General features: G+C 70.3%; 19 protein-coding genes. 16 read left to right on the top strand and 3 right to left on the bottom strand.

The genetic code is table 11. The features are described from left to right. Positions 1-146: 146 nt before the first annotated feature. From ACFVZH_RS24570 to ACFVZH_RS24560, 3 genes are all read left to right on the top strand, one after another. Entirely contained in the window at positions 147-3,629 is a 3,483-nt protein-coding gene (locus ACFVZH_RS24570; protein WP_384900295.1) for a DNA polymerase III subunit alpha, read from the top strand. Further along, positions 3,626-4,585: a hypothetical protein gene (locus ACFVZH_RS24565; RefSeq protein ID WP_384900293.1), complete on the top strand. Its 960-nt coding sequence runs from the start codon at positions 3,626-3,628 to the stop codon at positions 4,583-4,585. Before ACFVZH_RS24570 ends, ACFVZH_RS24565 begins: the two co-directional genes overlap by 4 nt. A gap of 338 nt (positions 4,586-4,923) precedes the next feature. Next, a complete protein-coding gene (locus tag ACFVZH_RS24560; protein ID WP_384900292.1) occupies positions 4,924-5,802 on the top strand; it encodes an esterase/lipase family protein in 879 nt (292 codons plus the stop codon). A gap of 3 nt (positions 5,803-5,805) precedes the next feature. Here the strand turns inward: ACFVZH_RS24560 and ACFVZH_RS24555 are convergent, their stop codons facing one another. Then, positions 5,806-6,789, bottom strand: a complete 984-nt coding sequence (locus tag ACFVZH_RS24555; protein ID WP_384900290.1) for a lytic polysaccharide monooxygenase — start codon at positions 6,787-6,789, stop codon at positions 5,806-5,808. A gap of 531 nt (positions 6,790-7,320) precedes the next feature. Between ACFVZH_RS24555 and ACFVZH_RS24550 the strand changes: the two genes are divergently transcribed. Beyond that, on the top strand, positions 7,321-8,883 hold the full coding sequence (locus ACFVZH_RS24550) for a hypothetical protein (RefSeq protein WP_384900288.1): 1,563 nt from the start codon (positions 7,321-7,323) through the stop codon (positions 8,881-8,883). 858 nt (positions 8,884-9,741) lie between these two features. Here the strand turns inward: ACFVZH_RS24550 and ACFVZH_RS24545 are convergent. Both ACFVZH_RS24545 and ACFVZH_RS24540 read right to left on the bottom strand, forming a co-directional pair. Further along, positions 9,742-10,308 carry an AAA family ATPase gene (locus tag ACFVZH_RS24545; protein ID WP_384900287.1) on the bottom strand — a complete coding sequence of 189 codons (567 nt, stop codon included), beginning with the start codon at positions 10,306-10,308 and terminating at the stop codon, positions 9,742-9,744. Beyond that, the gene (locus tag ACFVZH_RS24540) at positions 10,305-11,063 is read right to left on the bottom strand and encodes a GntR family transcriptional regulator (protein ID WP_384900285.1); all 759 of its coding nucleotides are present in this window, start codon (positions 11,061-11,063) and stop codon (positions 10,305-10,307) included. Before ACFVZH_RS24540 ends, ACFVZH_RS24545 begins: the two co-directional genes overlap by 4 nt. Positions 11,064-11,610: 547 nt before the next feature. Here ACFVZH_RS24540 and ACFVZH_RS24535 point away from each other — a divergent pair. The 12 genes from ACFVZH_RS24535 (at position 11,611) to ACFVZH_RS24480 (ending at position 20,547) form a co-directional block, all read left to right on the top strand. Next, on the top strand, positions 11,611-11,877 hold the full coding sequence (locus ACFVZH_RS24535; RefSeq protein ID WP_384900283.1) for a DUF6284 family protein: 267 nt from the start codon (positions 11,611-11,613) through the stop codon (positions 11,875-11,877). Then, entirely contained in the window at positions 11,874-12,212 is a 339-nt protein-coding gene (locus tag ACFVZH_RS24530; protein ID WP_384900281.1) for a hypothetical protein, read from the top strand. Before ACFVZH_RS24535 ends, ACFVZH_RS24530 begins: the two co-directional genes overlap by 4 nt. Further along, positions 12,209-13,207, top strand: coding sequence for a DUF2637 domain-containing protein (locus ACFVZH_RS24525; protein ID WP_384900279.1), 999 nt, complete (start codon positions 12,209-12,211; stop codon positions 13,205-13,207). The genes ACFVZH_RS24530 and ACFVZH_RS24525 overlap by 4 nt, the downstream gene beginning before the upstream one ends. Further along, the gene (locus tag ACFVZH_RS24520) at positions 13,204-13,434 is read left to right on the top strand and encodes a hypothetical protein (RefSeq protein WP_384900277.1); all 231 of its coding nucleotides are present in this window, start codon (positions 13,204-13,206) and stop codon (positions 13,432-13,434) included. Before ACFVZH_RS24525 ends, ACFVZH_RS24520 begins: the two co-directional genes overlap by 4 nt. Next, a complete protein-coding gene (locus ACFVZH_RS24515; RefSeq protein WP_384900276.1) occupies positions 13,434-13,769 on the top strand; it encodes an RRQRL motif-containing zinc-binding protein in 336 nt (111 codons plus the stop codon). Before ACFVZH_RS24520 ends, ACFVZH_RS24515 begins: the two co-directional genes overlap by 1 nt. Before the next feature lie 14 nt (positions 13,770-13,783). Further along, positions 13,784-14,023: a hypothetical protein gene (locus ACFVZH_RS24510; protein ID WP_384900274.1), complete on the top strand. Its 240-nt coding sequence runs from the start codon at positions 13,784-13,786 to the stop codon at positions 14,021-14,023. Continuing rightward, positions 14,020-15,630 (top strand): hypothetical protein, encoded by a 1,611-nt coding sequence (locus tag ACFVZH_RS24505; RefSeq protein WP_384900272.1) that lies wholly within the window; start codon positions 14,020-14,022, stop codon positions 15,628-15,630. Before ACFVZH_RS24510 ends, ACFVZH_RS24505 begins: the two co-directional genes overlap by 4 nt. A 2-nt stretch (positions 15,631-15,632) precedes the next feature. Further along, the gene (locus ACFVZH_RS24500; protein WP_384900270.1) at positions 15,633-17,732 is read left to right on the top strand and encodes a hypothetical protein; all 2,100 of its coding nucleotides are present in this window, start codon (positions 15,633-15,635) and stop codon (positions 17,730-17,732) included. A 225-nt stretch (positions 17,733-17,957) separates the two neighbouring features. Then, a complete protein-coding gene (locus tag ACFVZH_RS24495) occupies positions 17,958-18,455 on the top strand; it encodes a hypothetical protein (protein WP_384900268.1) in 498 nt (165 codons plus the stop codon). A gap of 10 nt (positions 18,456-18,465) precedes the next feature. After that, positions 18,466-18,825, top strand: a complete 360-nt coding sequence (locus ACFVZH_RS24490; RefSeq protein WP_384900266.1) for a hypothetical protein — start codon at positions 18,466-18,468, stop codon at positions 18,823-18,825. A gap of 82 nt (positions 18,826-18,907) precedes the next feature. Next, complete coding sequence (locus tag ACFVZH_RS24485) at positions 18,908-19,633, top strand: DNA methylase (protein ID WP_384900264.1); 726 nt, start codon at positions 18,908-18,910, stop codon at positions 19,631-19,633. After that, positions 19,630-20,547, top strand: a complete 918-nt coding sequence (locus tag ACFVZH_RS24480) for a bifunctional DNA primase/polymerase (RefSeq protein ID WP_384900262.1) — start codon at positions 19,630-19,632, stop codon at positions 20,545-20,547. The genes ACFVZH_RS24485 and ACFVZH_RS24480 overlap by 4 nt, the downstream gene beginning before the upstream one ends. Positions 20,548-20,620: the final 73 nt, after the last annotated feature.

The raw sequence follows: 20,620 nt of genomic DNA, 5'->3' as shown, positions 1-20,620 counted from the left end.
CCAGGCTCCGGGGAGGGCGGTATTTCCGCAGGTGGGGCAGACCCGAACGAGTTATCGTACTGGTGTTCGAGAATGAGCTACGCTGACCCCTGGGGGGTGGGAACGTACGTACGAATTCGATGCGGAGTGCGGGAGGTGCGCCAGCCATGCCGGGATTCACGCACCTGCACACCGCGTCGGGCTTCTCCCTGCGCTACGGCGCCTCCCACCCCGAACAGCTGGCCGCACGCGCCGCCGAGCGGGGCATGGACGCGCTCGCCCTGACCGACCGCGACACCCTCGCCGGCACGATCCGCTTCGCGAAGGCGTGCGCGAAGGAGGGCATCCGCCCCCTGTTCGGCGTGGACCTCGGCTACGAGGCCCACACCGCCCCCGGACCCGAACACGACCGGGGCTCCGCCCGGCGGGTGCCCGTCCGCGGCGGTGCCTTCGTCGACGAGTCCGCACCCCGCGCCCTCTTCCTCGCCCGCTCCCGCGCGGGCTGGGCCTCGCTCTGCGCGATGATCACCGCCGCCCACGCCGGAGAAGGGGAGCGCCCCCTGCTGCCCTGGCCGGCCCTGCGCGACGACGACGTGTCCGTCCTGCTCGGCCCCGACTCCGACGTCGGCCGCGCCCTCGCCGCCGGCCGCCCCGACCGGGCCGCCCGGCTGCTCGCCCCCTGGCGCGAGCGGTACGGCGACGCGCTGCGCCTGGCGGCCGTCCACCACGGGCGCTCCGGCACCGGGCCCGGCTCCCTGCGGCTCGCCGCCCGTACCGTCGGCTTCGCCGCCGAGCAGGGCGTCCGGCCCGTCCTCACCAACGCCGTCCGCTACGCCGACCCCGGCCAGGGACCGGTCGCCGACGTCCTCGACTCCGCCCGCCGACTCGTCCCCGTCGACCCCCGCAAGGAACTCGACAGCGGCGAGGCATGGCTCAAGGGCCTCGAAGGGTCCCGGGACGCCCGGGGGGCCGCGGGCGCCGACGGCATGCTGGCCGCCGCCGAGCGGATCGTCGAGGCCGCGGGCTTCCGCCGGGACACCGCCCACCGGCTGCTCGAACAGACCGCGGCCGTCGCCGCCGCCTGCCTGGTCGACCCCGAGGACGACCTCGGCATCGGCTCCGCGCACTTCCCGGAGCCGCACCTCGTCGGCGCGGAACACCGCACCGCCCAGCGCGTCCTCGCCTCCCGGGCCGCCGCCGGCATGGTCCTGAAGGGGTACGAGAAGCGGGGCGCCTACTGGGACCGGATGCACCGCGAGCTGGACGTCATCGCCCACCACGGCTTCGCCACCTACTTCCTGACGGTCGCCCAGGTCGTCGACGACGTCCGGTCCATGGGCATCCGGGTCGCCGCCCGCGGCTCCGGCGCGGGCTCCCTCGTCAACCACCTCCTCGGCATCGCCCACGCCGACCCGGTGGAGCACGGCCTGCTGATGGAACGGTTCCTCTCCAAACGCCGCACCGCCCTCCCCGACATCGACGTCGACGTGGAGTCCGCCCGCCGCCTGGAGGTCTACCGGGCGATCATCGACCGTTTCGGCACCGCACGGGTCGCCACCGTCGCCATGCCCGAGACCTACCGGGTCCGCCACGCCGTACGGGACGTGGGCGCCGCCCTCTCCATGGACCCGGCCGAGATCGACCGGATCGCCAAGGCGTTCCCGCACATCCGCGCCCGGGACGCGCTCGCCGCCCTCGACGAACTGCCCGAGCTGCGCGAGCTCGCGGGGGAGTCGCGACGGGAAGGGGAGAGGTACGGCCGGCTCTGGGACCTGGTCGAGGCGCTCGACGCGCTGCCCCGCGGCACCGCCATGCACCCCTGCGGGGTGCTGCTCTCGGACGGCTCGCTGCTCACCCGTACCCCCGTCGTGCCCACCAGCGGCGAGGGATTCCCCATGTCCCAGTTCGACAAGGAGGACGTGGAGGACCTCGGACTGCTCAAACTCGACGTCCTCGGGGTGCGGATGCAGTCCGCGATGGCCCACGCCGTCGCCGAGGTCGAACGGGCCACGGGCGGGCGGACGGACATCGACGCGATCCCGGACGGCGACCCCGAGACGTACCGGCTCATCCGCTCCACGGAGACCCTCGGCTGCTTCCAGATCGAGTCCCCGGGCCAGCGCGACCTGGTCGGCCGGCTCCAGCCCGCGACCTTCCACGACCTCGTCGTCGACATCTCGCTCTTCCGGCCCGGCCCGGTCGCCGCCGACATGGTCCGCCCCTTCATCGAGGCCCGGCACGGCCGCGCCCCCGTCCGCTACCCGCACCCCGACCTGGAGGAGGCGCTGAAGGAGACGTACGGCGTGGTCGTCTTCCACGAGCAGATCATCGAGATCGTCCGGATCATGACCGGCTGCGGCCGCGACGAGGCCGACCAGGTGCGGCGCGGGCTCTCGGACCCCGAGTCGCAGGGCCGGATCGAGCTCTGGTTCGGCCGGCGGGCCGCGCTGCGCGGATACGACGCCGAGACCGTCGCCCGTACCTGGGAGATCGTCGCGGCCTTCGGCTCGTACGGCTTCTGCAAGGCGCACGCGGTGGCCTTCGCCGTGCCGACGTACCAGTCCGCCTGGCTCAAGGCCCACCACCCGGCCGCCTTCTACGCCGGACTGCTCACCCACGACCCCGGCATGTACCCCAAGCGGCTGCTGCTCGCGGACGCGCGGCGGCGCGGGGTGCCGGTGCTGCCGCTCGACGTGAACCGGTCGGCGGTCGCCCACCGTATCGAACTGGTGTTCGACAATCCTCCGGTGTGGGGACTCCGGCTCGGCCTGACCGACGTCCACGGCATCAGCGAGGCCGAGAGCGGCCGGATCGAGACCGGACAGCCCTACGCCTCCCTGCTCGACTTCTGGGAACGAGCCCGCCCGCGCACCCCCGTCGCCGAACGCCTCGCCCAGGTCGGCGCGCTGGACGCCTTCGGCGCCAACCGCCGCGACCTGCTGCTCCACCTCACCGAACTCCGGCGCATCCAGCGCGGAGCCGCCTCCCACGGCGGCCAACTGCCCTTCGCCCAGGGCGGCAGGACCGCCCCCGTCGGCCTGCCCGACCTCGACGACACCGAACGCCTCAGCGCCGAACTCGGCATCCTCGGCATGGACGCCTCCCGCCACCTCATGGACGACCACCACGCCTTCCTCCGCGAACTCGGCGTCGTCACCGCCCAGCGGCTGCGCGACACCCCCCACGGCCGGACCGTCCTGGTCGCCGGCGCCAAGGCCGCCACCCAGACCCCGCCCATCCGCTCCGGCAAACGGGTCATCTTCAGCACCCTCGACGACGGCACCGGCCTGGTCGACCTCGCCTTCTTCGACGACGCCCACGAACGCTGCGCCCACACCGTCTTCCACTCCTGGCTGCTCCTGGTCCGGGGTGTGGTGCAGCGGCGCGGCCCGCGCAGCCTCAGCGTCGTCGGCTCCGCCGCCTGGAACCTCGCCGAACTGGCCGAACTCCGCTCCACCGGCGGCCTGGACGCGGTGGGGGAGCGGCTCGCCCAGACGGCGCCCGCCGGGGAGAGCGCCGACAACGGCCGACGCATCACGATGCCCACCGGCTACGAGATGAACCCCTGGGCCGACCTCCGGCCGGCCGGGGAAGGCTCCGCCACACCGGCGCGGAAGCTCTGGCACAGCAGCCCCGGGAGCGCGGGATGATCCTCTGCGTACGATTCCGCCTCGAACCGATGCACGAGGCGATGCTGCCCCGACTGGTCGACCTGCTCGGCGAGTTCACCCCCGTCGTCGAAGCGGCCCCGCCCGGCGCCCTGCTCGCCGACGTCGGCGGCGCGCTGCGCTACTTCGGCCGCGGCCCGGCCGAACTCGCCGCGGGCATCCGGGTCAGGGCGCTCGCCCTCCACGGAGTCGACTGCGTCATCGGCGCCGGACCCAACCCGATGCTGGCCCGGATGGCGGCCCGCGACGCCCGGCCCGGCATCACCCTGGTCGTCGACGACCCGGCGGCCTTCCTGCGGGCCCGGCCGGTCGTCCTGCTCGACGGCGTCGGCCGCGCCACCGCCCGTACCCTCTGCGGCTACGGACTCGACTCCGTCGGCCGCGTCGCGGACGCGCCGCTCGCCGTACTCCAGCGGCTCGTCGGCGCGAAGACCGGCCGCGAACTGTGGGAACGGGCCCGGGGCATCGACCGCACCCCCGTCGTCCCGAACGCCGCCGCGCGCTCGGCCGCGGCCGAGCGCGCCTTCCCGCACGACGAGACCGACCGGGCCGAGCACCGCAGGGCGCTCCTCTCGCTCGCCACCGAGCTCGGCGCCCGGCTGCGGACGGAAGGACAGGCGTGCCGCTCGCTCGCGGTCACCGTGCGGTACGCCGACCGCACCACGACGACCCGGAGCCGCGCCCTGCCCGAACCGACCGCCCACTCGGCCGCGCTCACCACCCTCGCGTACGCCGTCCACGACTCCCTCGGCCTCCAGCGGGCCCGGGTCCGCGGGATCGCGCTGCGCGCCGAGGGACTCACGGACGCCGAGGGCGCCGCCCATCAGCTGTCCTTCGACCCGACGGACGAGAAGGCCCGGCGGATCGAGACGGTGGCGGACCGCGCCCGGGCCAGGTTCGGCCCACGAGCGATCCTCCCGGGCTCACTCGCGGCCTGACGATCCGCCCGCACGCGCTCCTCGACGCCCTGACGATCCGCCCGTACACGCGCGTCCCGACGTCCTGATCGTCCGTCCGCACGCACGCCCCGATCACCCGTCCGCACGCTCGTCCCGACGCCCTGATCACCCGTCCGTACGCGCTCCGCTACGCCTCGACCACCGGCCCGCGCGGGCTCTCTGACGACACCTCACTTTTTACCGACGCGTAACTTCCCAGTCGAGGCTACCGGTGCGTAGCTTGGCTGAAGCGCATCCCAACGCGCACCCCCACTTGTGGTCCGGACCGCAGGGCACAGCACCCTCACCTTCCCCTTGAGCCGCAAGGAGATCGCCCGATGCTGCCCCCGAAGTCCTGGAAGCGCGCCGTCAGAGCGCTGTCCGTCGTGCTGCTGACCGCCGCCGCCACCCTCGCCCCCACCGCCGCCGCCTCCGCCCAGACGGAGGCCGCCGAGTCCAGCCGTGGCTGGAACGACTTCTCCTGCAAGCCCTCCGCCGCCCACCCGCGTCCGGTCGTCCTCGTCCACGGGACCTTCGGCAACTCCGTCGACAACTGGCTCGGCCTCGCGCCCTACCTCGTGAACCGCGGCTACTGCGTCTTCTCGCTCGACTACGGCCAGCTGCCGGGCGTGCCGTTCTTCAACGGGCTCGGCCCCATCGCGGCGTCCGCCGGCCAGCTCGACGCCTATGTCGACCGGGTCCTCGCCGCCACCGGCGCCCCGAAGGCCGACCTCGTCGGACACTCGCAGGGCGGCATGATGCCGCGCTGGTACCTCAAGTTCCTCGGCGGGGCCGAGAAGGTGAACGCGCTCGTCGGGATCGCCCCCGACAACCACGGCACCACCCTCCTCGGCCTCACCAAGCTCCTGCCCTACTTCCCCGGCGCCGAGGACCTGATCAGCTCCACGACCCCGGGCCTCGCCGACCAGATCGCCGGCTCGGCCTTCATCACCCGGCTCAACGAGGGCGGCGACACGGTGCCGGGTGTCCGGTACCACGTCATCGCGTCCCAGTACGACGAGGTCGTCACGCCGTACCGCTCGCAGTTCCTGACCGGCCCGAACGTCACCAACGTCCTCATCCAGGACAAGTGCGCGCTCGACCTGTCCGAGCACGTGGCCATCGGCACGGTGGACCGGGTCACCTTCCACGAGGTGGCCAACGCCCTCGACCCGGCCCACGCCACCCCGACGACCTGCCTCTCGGTCGTCGGCTAGCCCCTACCGCTCCGCCCGGCGCCGCCGCGCCGTTCCGAAGAGCACCACCGCACCCAGCGCCAGCACGGCGGCGCCACCCATCGCGAGGTACGGCGTGGTGGCGTCGCCCCCGGTCTCCGCGAGCACCACACCGGAGTCCGAACCGGCGGCGGGCGCGGGCGCGTTGGGCGCGGCGGTGGCGGTGGCATCGGCGGTCGGCCTGCCCGACGGCGCCGGCGCGGCGCCGGTCTTCCCGGCCCCCGTGGCCGCGTGGCCGTCCCCGTGCCCGCCGTGCTCGACCGAGGACTCGTCCTTGCCGTCCTCGATCTGCTTCTCGCTCGGCGCGGACGCGGTCGGCGCCGGGGCGGTGCCGCCGCTGTCCTTCCCGAACACCACGTCCGAGCAGGTGTAGAACGCCTCGGGGGAGTCCGACCGCTGCCAGATCGAGTAGATCAGGTGCCGTCCGGACTTCTTCGGCACCGTCCCCTGGAAGACGTAGTCGCCGCCCTCCATCCGCGGGTCGGTCACCGTCGCGAACGGCCGGGCCTCCAGGTCCGACCACTTCAGCGGCTTCGACGGGTCGTACCCGTCCTTCGTCACGTACAGCGCGAACGATCCCTTGTGTGGCGCGGTCCCCTTGTACCGGAACGTGTGCGCCCCCGAGGCCAGCCGGCTCGCCGGCCAGTCCGCCCGTGCCAGGTCGAGCCCCCGGTACTTGTCGTTGCCGGCGCTGCACAGCTTCCCGTCCGGGATCAGCTCACGGTGCTTCCCGGCGGCGTTCGCGATGTTCACCGCGTTCCAGTCGTAGAACGCCTGCGTCCCACTCGCCGCCACCGCCGCCTTGCACGCCGCCGACCTCGGCGCCTCCGGCCCCTCCGCGTAACAGGCCGACACCCGGCTCACCGGATCCGTCATCGACCCGTGCGCGAACCCGACCCCGGACCCCAGCCCGGAAAAACCCACCACCGCGACAGCGGTGACGGCGACAGCAGCACGACGAGAACCCATAGGGGGACAACTCCTTCACGAGGGTGTGTGGGGGATGCCCGGCAAACTAGCCGCCCACCACCCCGAAAAACCCCCTGTGGAGGCCCGGACGACGATCTTTAGGACCGCGTTAAGGCACAGGTAAGAGCGACCTCAGGAACGCCCTGCCTCCAGGCTCCGAAGCCCTAGGCGGACACGCTCTGTTGGTCCGTGGGCGTTCGTCTGGGTCCGTTGGATGTCGCGTGCGGTGGCTCCCTGGGTGGCTCTCCGGGGGAGCCACCCAGGGAGCCGGACCGAACATGCCAAGTACTGAGGCCATCGCCGGTACGCCGACAGCTCCTCGCAATGGGGGAAGTGGCGAACCATCTCCTTAGCCCTCCTCGATCGCAGACGCGACAGTCGCGAGAGCCTCCCATGTGGTGCCAGCGGTACCTCTGGGTCACTTTCGGGCTGCCAGGGACCGTCCCGCTCGCTGGCGAACGCTGAAGCCGAGGCTGGATTGGTTATGACTGTTCAGGCCCTACTGAGGGCATCCGCCACTATGCTCGCATCATGGAGACTGCACGGGAATTCTTCGGAGACCAGTTCATCAGCTACTGCATTAATGCGCCCTCTGGAGAAGTACCGCCGCTAAATCTGTCAGTGAGTCAGCGAGAAGCCATCGAGGCCCTGGAGAACATCTGTCAGGTTTCCCAGTCCGCTAGCGACGAATATCAGGCGTTTGTGGCCCGGATGCGCGTGATGCAGTACGACGAGGCTTCGCAGTCGTCTATCGCCAACACGTTTCGCAAGTTTTGCGGAGGAGGAATCGACGTAAAGGAAAGTTCTGACCCTATCGAAGCGACTTTGTTCAAAATCGCCAGTGACGCGTACCCTGCCACCCTTTTCACGGCCCACCCGTTGGGGGATCCTGGGGGAATGTCGGCGTCAATCACTGGGAGTCTTGCATTTCGTGGTAGTCAATTCGCGAAGGCCCTGACTCGGCTGATCCTTGAGGATCCTGACCTGAAGCGGCTTTTTCCGGACGCGCCCGCAATGGAGGGCTACGACGGAATTGGAATTGATATCTCTTCAATGATCTATTGGTCAACTGGATCTGGCTCGACCATTCAAGTGGCGAATCTGGCCGGGTCGCTCGTGCGTGCGGCGCTCCAGAAAGCGCCAGCCAACTGTACGCCTGTAAAATTCTATGACCTGATTCGGCAGTCGCTTCGAGACGCCCGCAAGCTAGCTAAGACGGGTAAGGCAAACACCAAAGCCTTGGTCGGGCTGAGTAATGTCGTTGTCCCGGAGGGCTCCGAAGTCGGCCTTCATGGCGGAATAATCCGTCCGTTCGCTCCCGGTGATAGTCAATCCTTCATCGACCCCGCCGGCATCAAGTCAGTCCTGGAAGTGCCTTGCCAGATCGAGATCCTAGGGATTTTTCCCGCCACGGATTCCGACTCCCACTGGGGGCAACTTCAAGGCAAGCTAGCTTTGGCTAACACGGTGCTACGCCGCCTAATCGACCTTGAGCGACTTGCTATTCTGTTCGCTTGCGATGGACCACCCCAAGCGCCCATCGGGGTGGCAACAACTGTCCTGAATCCAATCCAGTCAGGTAATGCAGTAAATTTCTCCATTCATCACTCGATCTCAAACCAGCACCCGCTAATCGAAATTGATGCAGAAACTTCAGCAAAAGCTGCAGAATGGTCCGCAAAGGTCAGCGAGATCCCTGAGAACTTGGATATGGGGATGAGGCGAATCCTCTCTGCCGCATCGGAGAGATTTGATCCGATGGACTCTTTTGTGGATGCGGTAATCTGCTGGGAGAATCTGTTCGGCACCAATCAAGGCGAGGTGGGCTTCCGGATCGCGGGATCTATTTCCCATGTTCTGGAGCCGCATGATTCGTCCACGCGAAAGAAGCTATTTGACGAAGTGAAGAAGATGTACTCCGTCCGTAGTAACCTAGTCCACGGGACCAAGGAGCCAGGCTTCCTGGAGTCTTCAAAGTACAAGGATAGGTCGATCGAGATTGCTGCCTCTGCATTCAAGGCTCTATGTGATAGGGCGGACCTGCTCGCCTTGAAGTCCACAGATCGAGGCAATCTTCTTCTCATTGGGGGATAGGGCTTCACTGAGAATCAAGATTCAGGAGCGCGCAGATAGCATGACTTAGGATGCGGAGGGGGCTATCGGGAAATCCGATCGTGGAGCCGGACAGTTCGGTTCCGGTGATAATTTGCCCTCAGAATGCGCATCCAGTGCAGAGTTGGAGATTGGTTTCACCTCCGCCGGTGGGCCTTGCGACAACTCCCCAACGATCACTTCATCAAGGCTCACGACCGCAGTTCCTGCAGTGACAGCTCACGGGTTCCCAGCATGTCTGCGGAAACCCGTGAGTGATGTTGAATCTGATCAGCCCCGTTCCAGCCAGCACCTCGCGCTCGGTCCGACCCTCCGCCTCTCGGTCCGAGCCGCCAGGCGGGCGTCCCCCGTGCGCGGGGGACGCCACGGTGCTTGATCCGGCCTGGATCGCCATCTGGCTGATGGCTTGTGTCCTGCGATTCAGCCGTCAGGCACGCTCAGTGGCAAGCTACTTCTGCCTTTTCTTTGCCTTCCGCTTCTCAGTCTTGTAGGAGGACCACTCGCCCCGGTGACGGTCACACCTGGATGCTCCGATCATGGCCAGGCGCTGACATCGAGTCCCCTTTTGCGTGAGTGCTCCACACTTGGACTGCGTTCGAGCCACTGCTCCCCCTGGTGTCATCAGACGGACAGACCAGGTGAGTGTGTCGAGCACCCGTCGCCTTCCGGAAGGCGTATGCGGGCGCATGCCTCCTGCCTGTGGGGGCGCTGGGGCGCACGAAGGCTGTGACCGGCGGCCAACGGCTGATTGCTGCCCCTGAGAGCTCATGTCGCTGACCCCTCGACGCGCCGCCCCGCCTCTGGAAGGCCGGTCGGTGCATCCAGGCATCGTCGACAACCTCAGCGCAACTTCTTCAGGGCACTGATCACCGTCACGGGATCGCCGTCATACAGCACGTGGGGTTCGTCAGCCTCGGGAGGGAAGAACCGGGTGCGATACCGATGGAGGTCGCTCTCTGAGAAGTAGATTGCGTTCGGATCGTTTGCGTGGAACTTGTTGCGCCTGTTGACACGGTCCCACAGCTCTTCGTGACTTACCGCGAGGTAGACAAGGACAGGGGTTGCGCCTGCGTCGTTGGCGATCGACCGCCACCGGGCCCTCTCCTCTGATGTCCAGAAGCCATGATCGACCACGACGTCACGTCCGGCCTTCAGATGTTCCCCGAGCTCGACTGCCACGTCTTCGAGGACGGGGCGCTCCAGGATTGGGAAGATACCTCGCGGGAAATCCACCCCGTAGACGCCGTGCCGGCGGAACATCTCCTCGTCTGGACACAGCCGTACGAACCCACGATCCGTGAGGGCGCGGGACAGGGTGGTCTTTCCGGAGCCGGGAAGACCGACCATGAAGACGCAGAACGGTGTGCGCGATGGCACGACGGCCTCTGTGTCGTCCGTGTCGCTCACGCAACGACCTCCGATTCCGTCCGCCATGTCCGCCCGGGCCCACCAAGGTCCACGCCGTACTCCACGATGCTGCCCTCGCTGTCGACGAACTTCGCGGTCATGACCACCACCGGACCCGCAGATGCGTTGTCGGGGTCCAGTTCCAAGAGACGTGCGTACTCCGGGGTGAGTACGGAAGCGGAAGCCGTGTCGATGCGGTGGCTGATTGGATGTCCGGTCGCCTCCGCGATGAGCTGGAGCGAGGTCCCGCCCGTCAGTCGCTCGCTCGTTGCCAGCTGCGGGATCAGGCGAGCGTAGCGAGCGGGAATCCACGACGTGCTGTGCGCGACGATGCCGTGTCGGTCCCGGTAGACGCGGCTGCGGCGAACTACTTCAGAGCCGGGCTGAATATCCAGCGCCTGCGCCACGTCGGCGGGCGCCGGCACCACGGTGGCCTGATGCGAGTCGGACCGCTCTCCGTCTCCCCAGCTGGACCCTGTGCGGCGCCCCCGGTCCTGTCGCTGGGACCCGGAAGACATGGGAGACGGCTGGTCCAGGACTTCGGTGCCGATGCCGTGGATACCGCGGATGAGTCCGTCGTTGCGTAGCTTCCGCAGGGCCTTTTCAACTGTGGCCGTGCTTACCTTCCACTCTTCCGAGAGGTTCTTGATGCTCGGCATGAGGGTCCCCGGCTGAAGCTGTCCAGTTGCGATCAGCTCCGCGTAGTGGCCAGCGATCCTTGCGTAGGGCGCCCGATTGTCGGCCTGACCTGCCATGTCGATCGCTCCTCGTCGTGACATCCCTGAGGTTCCCTAGCTTACTGCTTGACACTATAGGGAACCCTAGGGAACCTTAGGGACGTGCCAGCCGGACGGTTCCACTGACCAGCAGGCAGGGAGGGCTTTCTTTGGGCTGCTCCCGACGCCCGGAGAGCTCGTGAAACGGCTCGAAGGAAGCGATGGCTGGCTTGAGAACTCAATAGGGGACATACAGAACGACAGGCATCTGCGATAAGCCGCAGGCCCTGCCGCACGAGCAGCAAGCACCTTGCTTCGGGTCAGCCTTCGGGCCGACCAAGGAGTCGTCCACGTGCGGTGAGACAGGGGCAAAGATCGCGGGGCCCGCCAGGGCCACCTTGCACCTTCACCTCCGCAGCCATTGGCTGCGGCCGGTTGCCTCCTCCGCCCGTCTGGGCCCCTCGCGGGGTGCCGTACGGGCGGGGTCGAGGGGAGCCGGATTTCCCGGTTTCAACGGCGAGACCCCCCAGTGCGGGAACACCGGGGGGTCGGTCAGGGCCGTTCCTTGTCGAAGGGAGCACGACCCATGAGGTCCATCATCACACTGCCCGCCACGAGTGCGGGTCTGGCGTTTGACGGTGAGCCGTCGGACGCGGAGCTGGACGCGATCGAGAGCGAGATGCCGCTGATCCTGGCGGAGGTCGATCTCCTGGACGCGCAGATCAAGATGCTCGACCGGCCGGCGGCGAAGCTGGACGAGCGGCGCATCCGCCGGGCCCGCCGCCGGGTCGCCGCGGCCCGCCGGGACCTGACCAACCGCGTCGCCGTGGTGCAGTCGGGCGGTGCGGCGTGAGGGCCCGAACCCTGGCGGACTTGTCCGCCCCGCTGCTCGCGCTGCGGCTGCTCGCCGCGGAGTTCGGGCACATGCCGGCGCCGACCGTGGAGGTCTCGACGATCTACCCGGAGCGGTTGGAGCTGACGTTCCACGACGACTTCGCCGCTTTCGAGGCGTGGCGTGAGGCCCTGAGCATCGCCCCCGAGAGCGTTGTTCACCGCGTTCAGGTCGGCGGTCAGACCGGCGTCCTGCGTGTTCACGCGACGTTCGCCGGGGCCGAGGTGATGCTGACTGGCTACGCGAAGGTTCCGGCCGCGGTGCCGGTGCTGGCGGGGGCGGGGGCGGTGTCGTGAACGGTGTTCAGATCCGTTCAGCGGAGCGCGCGTTGTCGGTCGGTACCTGGCTGATCGTGGCCGGGGCGATGCTCTACTCGATCCTCACCGTCACCCCGCTCATGGCCGCCCACACCCCGGAAGCCTGGCGATGGACGGCCCCGATTCTGCCGCTCGTGGTGGACGCCGCGGTCGTCATCGTCGTCCGCCTGGACTCGGTCCTGGCCCGCCTCGGCGGGCACGGTGGGCGGTGGCCGATCGTGCTGCGATGGATGACCGGCTGCATGACCCTGGCCCTCAACGTCGCGGACTCCGCCCTGAGGAAAGACCTGGTCGGAGTCGCCGTTCACGCCGTGGCCCCGTTGCTGCTGATCGTCACCGCCGAGACCGGCCTCGCCTACCGCCGCGCCATCACCACCGCCCTCACCGCCATGCAGGCCCGTGAACAGGCCGAGCGTACGGAGCGGGAGAAGGCGGCCGCCGAGCGCGTCCAGGCGGCCGAACTGAGGGAGCGGGAGGCACGGGAGTTCGATGCCTGGTTGGCGCGTGAACAGCGTGACCACGAAGCCGAGCTGGCCCGTGAACAGGCCGACCGGGAAGAGCGCGCACAGCGTGAGGAACGCGACCGCGTTGCGGCCGTCGAGGAGGCGGAGCGGGCGGCCCGTGAACGCCATGAACGCGAGCGTGAACAGCAGCAGGCCGAGCGTGAACGCCTTGAACGCGAGGCCGCCGCACGTGCCGAACGGCAGCGCCGTGACCGCCAGGAGCGGGCCGAGCGTGAACAGCGCGAGCAGGCCGAACGCGCCGAGCGTGAACGCGCCGAGCTCCTGGCCGCCGGGCCGGCCGAGGAGAAGCAGGGGGAGGAGCTGGCCCGTCGAACCGTGGCCGCCGCGTTCCACGCGGGGGTGTCGGTGAGGCAGGCCGTGGAGCTGTGTGGCTGGTCGATCGGCTGGGTCTCCGCCCGCTACCAGGAACTCCGCGACAACGTCCCGGCTCTGGAAGGAGCGTCGCAGTGAAGCTCTCCCCGAACTCCAATCCGCCCGAGCCCACCAACCTGCTGATCCGGCTGCACAACCAGACCGGGGCGGCCGTCGACGTCACCGGAAACGAGCGCGGGCACTCCTCGCGCTGGCAGTGCCACGGCTGCGGCGACCTCTCGGGCGAGCACGGCTTGGCGTTCGCCCGTGACGAGGCGAACGCCCACGCCGCGGCCTGCCGGGCCTCCTACCACCGGCTCGGCTGATGGCCACGATCCCCGTCTACCGGTGGCGTCTGGCGCCGGAGGGTCTGGCGACGTTCCGGCAGCTGAGGGCTCTCGGTTTGCGGCCGGCCGGTCAGCCGGTCGTCGCCCAGCTCGAACGCCCCCGCCGGCGTCGCGGACCGCTGATCGCCTTCCTCTATCGCATCGACCTCGCCCGGCCGGTCCGTCCGATGACCCCGGCGAAGCGCGCCGCGCTGGCCAAGGCGAACGCGGCCCGGCAGATCTGCCCCGAGTGCGGGCGGGATGCCGGGTATCGCATCCCTGCCTCGCTCGGCATGTGCGTCCCGTGCGCGGACGCTCCCCAACTCGTGTCCTGACCTGGAGGTTTCCTGTGCAGAGCAACACCGGACAGCAGGGCACGCACCTGTACGTCCTCTCGCTGCAGAACAGCCGCCTGGGGGCGTGCACCGTCTCCGGCACCTTCACCCCCACCCCCGGCATGACCCGCTACGACATCCTCACCCAGCTCCGCACCGAGGCCGTCCAGGAGTACCCCACGATGCAGGGCTCCGTCGTCCTCTACTTCGCCCTCCAGCCCAACCACCTCACCGACGAGGAGGTGGCCCGATGACCGACCTCAGCACCGAACCGGTCATCACCACCGTCGAGCCGGAACCCCCGGCCACCCCGACTCCGGAACCGGCGCCGGCCTCGGCCGCGACCGACACGAAGGCGGGCGCGGAGCACACGGCGGGCGGGTGGCCGGTAGTCCCCCTCGCCACGACCGGCGCCAACGCCACGGTGACCCTCCTGGCCGGGGCCGCCCTGGTCGGCGGCCCGATCGCCGCGGCCGTTGCCATGACCGGCGCCGTCGTCCTGGGCGCCACCGCCACCCACACCCGCAAGGCCAGCGCCAGCAAGGCCCGGCAGGCGAAGCCGGGCAAGTCCGGCACGTCGGCGGGCAAGCCGTCCGGTGGCTCGCACGGATCGGGTCGGGTCCCGGCCCAGCCCAAGCGCGGGTCCGAGGCCGGAAGCAAGTCCGGGAAGCGGTCGGCCGCCGGGTCTTCCACCACGGGTAAGTCCGTCGGTCGTGGTCCGTCCGGGGCGGTGCGGTCGGCCAGTACGGCGGCCACCGGCACCCGGAAGCCGGGCCTGGCGAAGAACGCCGGGTCGCGGCAGGCCGGGCATGGTTCGCCGTCGGCCGGATCCTCGACGGCGCGCAAGCCGCGCAGCCGGGTCGGTCAGGTCAAGGCACTGCGTGAGCAGGCCCGTTCGGTCCAGCCGTCGAAGGCGGGGCGCCGTGCGGAGACAACGGCGGCCCGCCGTCAAGTCGCCGACGCCCGCCGGGCCGTCAAGACCAACGCCCGCACCACGGCCACCGCGAAGAAGGGCCCGGTTAGCCGGGCGGTCGGGAAGGCCGCCGGCCGGATCGGGAACGCCCGCGGCGCCGCTGTCGGCAAGCTGCGCACGGCTCGGGACACGGCGGCGGCCGGGAAGGTCTCCGCCCAGCGCTCCGAGGTCCGCAAGGCCCCCGCGCGTGCGAAGGCCCGGAAGGCGCTGTGGAAGTCGGCGGCCCGGTTCCAGGGCCGCCGCCTCATGGCCGCCCTGCTCGCCGGGGCCCTCGGCAGCGTCGGCATGTTCACGACCCCGCTCGGGCGGAAGCTCGGCTGGGCCTGGCTGCAGCACCCCGGCCGCCGCCTCTACCACCGCCTCGTCAAAACGGCCGCCGACCAGCGAGAAGCCCGGGACGAGGCGATCCGCGACCAGCAGCAGACCGAGGAGGCCGCAGCCGACGCGGAGGCCGAGCAGCACGACGGCGAGCAGATCGGACCGAGCGCGGAGCGTCCCGCCGGCCTCGTCCCCACCACCAGTGAGAAGACCGAGGGAGAAGACGTGTCGGGTTTCCGGTTCGAGGAGTACGCCGCGGAGATGGAAGCCGCGGCCAACAGCTACGAGCCCGAGAACGCCATGGAGATCCTCGCCATGGTCGAGGGCCTCCCGGCCGCGCTGACGAGCGTGGCGAACGTGATGAAGATCCTGGCCGAGCGCGCCGACTCCGAGTTCCCGCTGGAGAAGCCCGTTGCGGACGGCTTCAACGACATCTACGCCGCCCTCATGGGTGCGGTGGAGGTCGCGGAGGACATGGGGCCGCTGTTCCGCGAGGCCCACGAGCAGGACATCGCCCGCCACGAGGACCCGCGCAACGGGCCCGAGGCCGAGAAGGGATGGAACGTCTGATCATGGCACCCAACACCGCCACCAACAGCAGCACGGGGCCGGTGTGGGACTGGGCGGCCGGTCACGGACCCGTGACCGGTGCCCTGTCCGCCACCACCGGAGCCCTCGCCCTGGCCACCACCGGCGCCGCCACCGGCATGCCCGCCGGATGGGCCCTGGCCGCCGGCGCCGCCGGGGCCATCGGCCACACCGTCACCAGCCTCCGTGAACGCCTCGCCGCCCGCACCATCGGAATGCGCGCCGCCTCCTGGCTCCTGGGCGCCGGATGGACCACCTGGGCCATCACCTACGGCCCGTTCACCTGGGCCGCCATCGGCTCCCTGGCCACCCTCGGCGTGGGGATGGGGGCCGCCGCCCGCTCCACCATGTTCCACGAGGAGGCCCGCGAGCTGGAGGCGATCGCGGCGGCCGAACGGCAGGTCGCCCGTGAGCTGTCCGCCGGACGCCGGGCGATCGCCGCGGAGTGGGTCGACCGGGTCCAGCGGGTGTGCGGCCTGACCATTCGGGTCCTGGCGGTGGAGATGTGGCCGACCGGAGCAGGGTTCACCATCGACGCCGAACTCCCGCCAGGCGGAACCACCTACGAGCGGATCGCGCAGTACGCCCCGCAGCTCTCGGCTGATGCCCGGCTGCCGCACGGCTGCACCGCGACCGCCTCCCGAGGCATCGACCAGGGACGCGTCCTCATCGACGTCACCACCGTCAACGTCCTGGCCGGGGAGATCGAGTACCCCACCGACTACAGCCCCCTGTCCATCCACACCGGGCTGCCCTGGGGCGTCCGCCCCGACGGCCGGGAAGTACGTGCCTACCTGCGCGAGCAGTGCGCCCTGATCGTCGGGCCGACCGGGTCGGGCAAGACGAACTTCGTCCACGACGTCCTGGCGGGCTTCGCCCGCGCCAAGGACATCCTGACCTGGGTCATCGACCTCAACGCCGGATCCGCCGGCCTGCCCTGGATCCGCCCCGCCCTGACGAGCGGGGGTGAGGGGGAGGCGGTGCGGCCGGGGATCGACTGGCTGGCCTCCTCCTACGAGGAAGCCATGCTCATGCTGGAGACCGCAGTCCGGGTCGGCAAGCACCGCAAGGTCGCCTACCAGGACCTCATGGCCAAGGCGAACACCGACCTCCTGCCCGTCTCCGCGCAGATCCCGCAGGTCATGCTCGTCATCGACGAGGGCGCCGAGATCCTCGCCAGCAGCGATCCGGCAATGCGCAAGCTCGCCAAGAAGATCCTGGAAGTCATCCGCCAGTTCCGCGCGGCGGGCATCCGCACCGTCCTCACCGCCCTGGGAGCCACCGGGGCGGTGCTGGGAGATCTGATGATCCGCCGCGAGGCCAAGGCCCGGGTCTGCCTGACCGGCGGAGAAGTCGAGGGCATGGACCTGTCCAAGGTCTTTCCCGGCGCCCGAGGACTGAAGCCCTCCCAGGCCCCCTACAAGGGTGCGGGGTTCATGGGCACGCCGGAATCCCCGGTCGGGCTGTTCAAGGCGTGGCGGATCAAGCCCAACCAGATCGCCGACATCGTCCGCGCCACCTCCGCATCCCACCCCCGGCTGGACGAGCAGTCCGCCAAGGCCGCCGGCGCCGGCTACGCCCGCCGCTGGGACGCCGCCCGCACCGCCTGGATGGACGGCACCCTCACCACGGAGGAACCCTCCACCACGACGGAGGAGAAGCCGAAGCGAGCCGGGGGACTGAACCTCTCCGCGCACCGCGACCAGCAGCCGCCCGCCCCGGCCGGCGGCCTGGACGCCGACGCGCTCGCGGCCAAGCTGATGGCGGAGATCGACGCCCAGTTCGGCACCACCACCGAACCCGGCACCGAGTCGAGTGACGAGCAGCCGCCCGCGGGCGGCGGGCTGAACCTGTCCGCGCTCCGCAAGGACCGCGACGACAGCGGCCCCGACTGGCTGCCCGCCGCGCTCGACGCGATCAAGACCGCCGGGCCGGACGGCATGAAGCCCTCGGCCGTCGCCGATGCGGTCGGCAAGGACCGCAAGACCGTACGGGCGGGACTCAAGGCGGCGGCCGAACGCGGCGACCTCATCTACCGCGACAACGGTCCCCACTCCGTCTACGTCCACCCCGACCACGCCTAGAAGCTCGACAGAGAGCTACTGAGTACTGGGTAGTGGGGCGGGCACCCCACTACCCAGTAGGCGCCCCAGTAAGGCGCACAGGCCCTCCTGTCAGGCACTTCTACTGGGGACCCCAGTACCCACTACCCAGTAGCCGTACCCCACTAGATCCACACAGCGTCACCGACCCCGGGCGGGCGGCACCTCACCACGAGGCGCCGCCCGCCCCCGTTGAAGGGACCGCATGTGCACGCCGACACCCCGTACGAGATCACCCCCACCACCCGCTACGGCGACCCCCACTACCGCCCCACCCCCGCCCCACGGCCGGTGATCCTGCCAGCGGAGATCCCGCCGGGCGTGGACTGGGTCACCCTCCCCAACGGGGTCCGCACCCTCGCCTACACCCACCCCACGCCGTCGCCCGCGACCGCGCCGGCCGCGCAGCCGATCCCCGCGTGGGCCAAGACCACCGCGCTCCTCGCCCCGACCGTCGGTGGAGGGATCGCCGCCGCCGGTATCGGACTCTCCTACGCCGCCCCGGGACTCATCGCCATGAGCCATGCCCTCTGGTCCGCCGCCGCCCTCATCGTTGCTGCCGTCACCGCCGTCCCCCTCCTCCTCCGCGGAGCCCGCAAGGCCACCGGAAACGGGAGCGGCGGGGCGGGGGCGACGCACATCACGCAGAACATCACCGCCAGCGGGATGTTCGGCCGCGCCAACGGCACCATCAACCACCGCTAAGGCCCGGGCCGTGGAACGGGTCCCCTGCCTCGACTGGGGCGACAGCTGCCACTTCGACCGCACCCAGGACCGGCCCTGCTGCCTGTGCGGCAGACCGACCCCGCTGCGGTCCCACGCCGATGAAGCTGTCCACAAGGTGTGCGCGGAAGCCTGGAACGCCGCCTGCACCGACGAGCCCCGCCGCTACACCGTCGCGACCAAGGCCAAGCCGCAGCAGCACGACGTCGGCACCTGGCGCTTCCACAACGACGGCCCCATCACCGACCAGCGCGCGCCGATCCTCGGCCAGGTCATCACCAACAACTCCCTGCCCGGCCCCCGAGCGCTCGAAGGCCCGGAGCAGGAGGACCGCGGCTTGTTCGCCGCGTGACAGCACAAAGGGCGGCCCCCGTCTCGCCAAAGCCTGGGACCGCCCTCAATCCAGCCACTCACGATGAACTGGAGACCCCAGCATGACTCAACCGACCCTCATCCAGCGAGACCGCCACCGGCCGTTACTGCTGGACCTGTTCTGCTGCGCCGGCGGCGCCGGAACCGGCTACCAGCGTGCCGGGTTCGACGTCGTCGGCGTCGACATCCGCCCTCGCCCCAACTACCCCTTCACCTTCCACCAGGCCGACGCTCTGCAGTACCTGTCCGGGCTGATCTCGTCGGGGGAGATCGAGCGGTACGCGGTGGTTCACTCCTCGCCGCCGTGCCAGGACAAGTGCAACCTGACCGTGGGCACCAACCGGTCCAAGGGCTGGGGCGGCACCCACGTCGACCTCGTCCCGCCGACCCGCGTCCTCCTCGAGGCGTCCGGACTGCCGTACGTGATCGAGCAGCCCAACGGCAAGGCGGAGATCCGCAAGGACGTGTGGCTGTGCGGGGAGATGTTCTCCCTCAGCGTCCTGCGCCACCGCAACTTCGAACTCGGCCGCTGGACCGCCGCTCAGCCCGCCCACCCCAAGCACCGCGGTCGTGTGCGGGGATGGCGGCACGGCGAGTACCACGACGGCCCGTACGTCGCCCCCTACGGCAACGGCGGCGGAAAGCCGTCCGTGGCGGAACTCCAGGCCGCGATGGGCATCACCTGGACCGACGTCCGCGAGGAACTCACCGAGGCCATCCCGCCGGCGTTCACCCAGTGGCTCGGTGCCCGGTTCCTCACCCGAGTCCAGACGGGGGTCGCCGCGTGAACAGCACTCTCCTGCACGCCGCTTCGAGCGCGGCCGAGCGCGGTTGGCCGGTGTTCCCGCTCCGCCCCGGTGACAAGCGGCCCGCCGGGCACTCCGAAGAGCACTGCCCCGGCACCGGCCGGTGCGCGGCAGGGCACCGCACGCCGGAGGAGCGGGCCACGACCGACCGGGCCCAGATCCAGGCCGCGTGGACGCACAAGCCCTACAACGTGGGCCTGGCCACCGGCCCGGCCGGGCTGGTCGTCGTCGACCTGGACCTCCCCAAGCCCACCGACAAGGCGGCGCCGGAGGAATGGGCGGGATTCCGGGACGGGATCGAGGTGTTCGCGGCCGTCTGCGAGCGCGCCGGCCATCCGGTACCGGCCGAGACGTACGCCGTGCGCACCGGGCGCGGCGGGCTGCACCTGTACTTCACCGCGCCTGAGGGAAAGCGGCTTCGTGGGAGCGGGGGGCGTGTGGGGTGGAAGGTGGACACGCGAGCCTGGGGCGGGTATGTGGTGGCCCCGGGAAGCGTGGTGCAGCGCCGGCCGTACGAGCTGATCAATGCGGTGGACCCGATCCCCCTCCCCACGTGGCTCGGTGACCTCCTCACCCCGCCGCCCGCACCCGCCCCGCTGTCCGTGGCCGCGGTGCGGGCCCGGATCGGGCGCGCGGACCGCTACGCCGCCGCGGCGCTGGACGGGGAGCTGGGCAAGCTGGCCGCCGCTGTGGACGGGGAGCACAACCTCACCCTCTACCGCGCCGCCTATGCCCTCGGCCGCCTCATCACCGCCGGGAGTCTGTCGGAGCAGGAGGTCACCGACCGGCTGACCGAGGCCGCGCTGGCCAAGGGCCTGACCGCCTCCCGGACGGCGGCCAGCATCCGCGACGGCATCCGCCGCAGCACCCGCAACGCCCTGGCCGGTGCCCGATGACCCACCACCCCCACCCCGCCCAACCGGCCCCGGCCACCCCCGGCAGTAGCGCACCGAGGGTCGTCGCCGAAGG

This window comes from Streptomyces sp. NPDC059534 (assembly GCF_042743475.1).
Classification (GTDB): Bacteria; Actinomycetota; Actinomycetes; order Streptomycetales; family Streptomycetaceae; genus Streptomyces.
This window is presented reverse-complemented; position numbering and strand designations above follow the sequence as displayed.

Bases quoted from the DNA above. Each gene is read 5' to 3' on its own strand.
- ACFVZH_RS24515 (WP_384900276.1), top strand. From the start codon at position 13,434: ATGGCCACGATCCCCGTCTACCGGTGGCGTCTGGCGCCGGAGGGTCTG.
- ACFVZH_RS24505 (WP_384900272.1), top strand. From the start codon at position 14,020: ATGACCGACCTCAGCACCGAACCGGTCATCACCACCGTCGAGCCGGAA.
- ACFVZH_RS24485 (WP_384900264.1), top strand. From the start codon at position 18,908: ATGACTCAACCGACCCTCATCCAGCGAGACCGCCACCGGCCGTTACTG.
- ACFVZH_RS24565 (WP_384900293.1), top strand. From the start codon at position 3,626: ATGATCCTCTGCGTACGATTCCGCCTCGAACCGATGCACGAGGCGATG.
- ACFVZH_RS24500 (WP_384900270.1), top strand. From the start codon at position 15,633: ATGGCACCCAACACCGCCACCAACAGCAGCACGGGGCCGGTGTGGGAC.
- ACFVZH_RS24540 (WP_384900285.1), bottom strand. From the start codon at position 11,063: ATGGCAGGTCAGGCCGACAATCGGGCGCCCTACGCAAGGATCGCTGGC.
- ACFVZH_RS24570 (WP_384900295.1), top strand. From the start codon at position 147: ATGCCGGGATTCACGCACCTGCACACCGCGTCGGGCTTCTCCCTGCGC.
- ACFVZH_RS24560 (WP_384900292.1), top strand. From the start codon at position 4,924: ATGCTGCCCCCGAAGTCCTGGAAGCGCGCCGTCAGAGCGCTGTCCGTC.
- ACFVZH_RS24555 (WP_384900290.1), bottom strand. From the start codon at position 6,789: ATGGGTTCTCGTCGTGCTGCTGTCGCCGTCACCGCTGTCGCGGTGGTG.
- ACFVZH_RS24535 (WP_384900283.1), top strand. From the start codon at position 11,611: ATGAGGTCCATCATCACACTGCCCGCCACGAGTGCGGGTCTGGCGTTT.
- ACFVZH_RS24550 (WP_384900288.1), top strand. From the start codon at position 7,321: ATGGAGACTGCACGGGAATTCTTCGGAGACCAGTTCATCAGCTACTGC.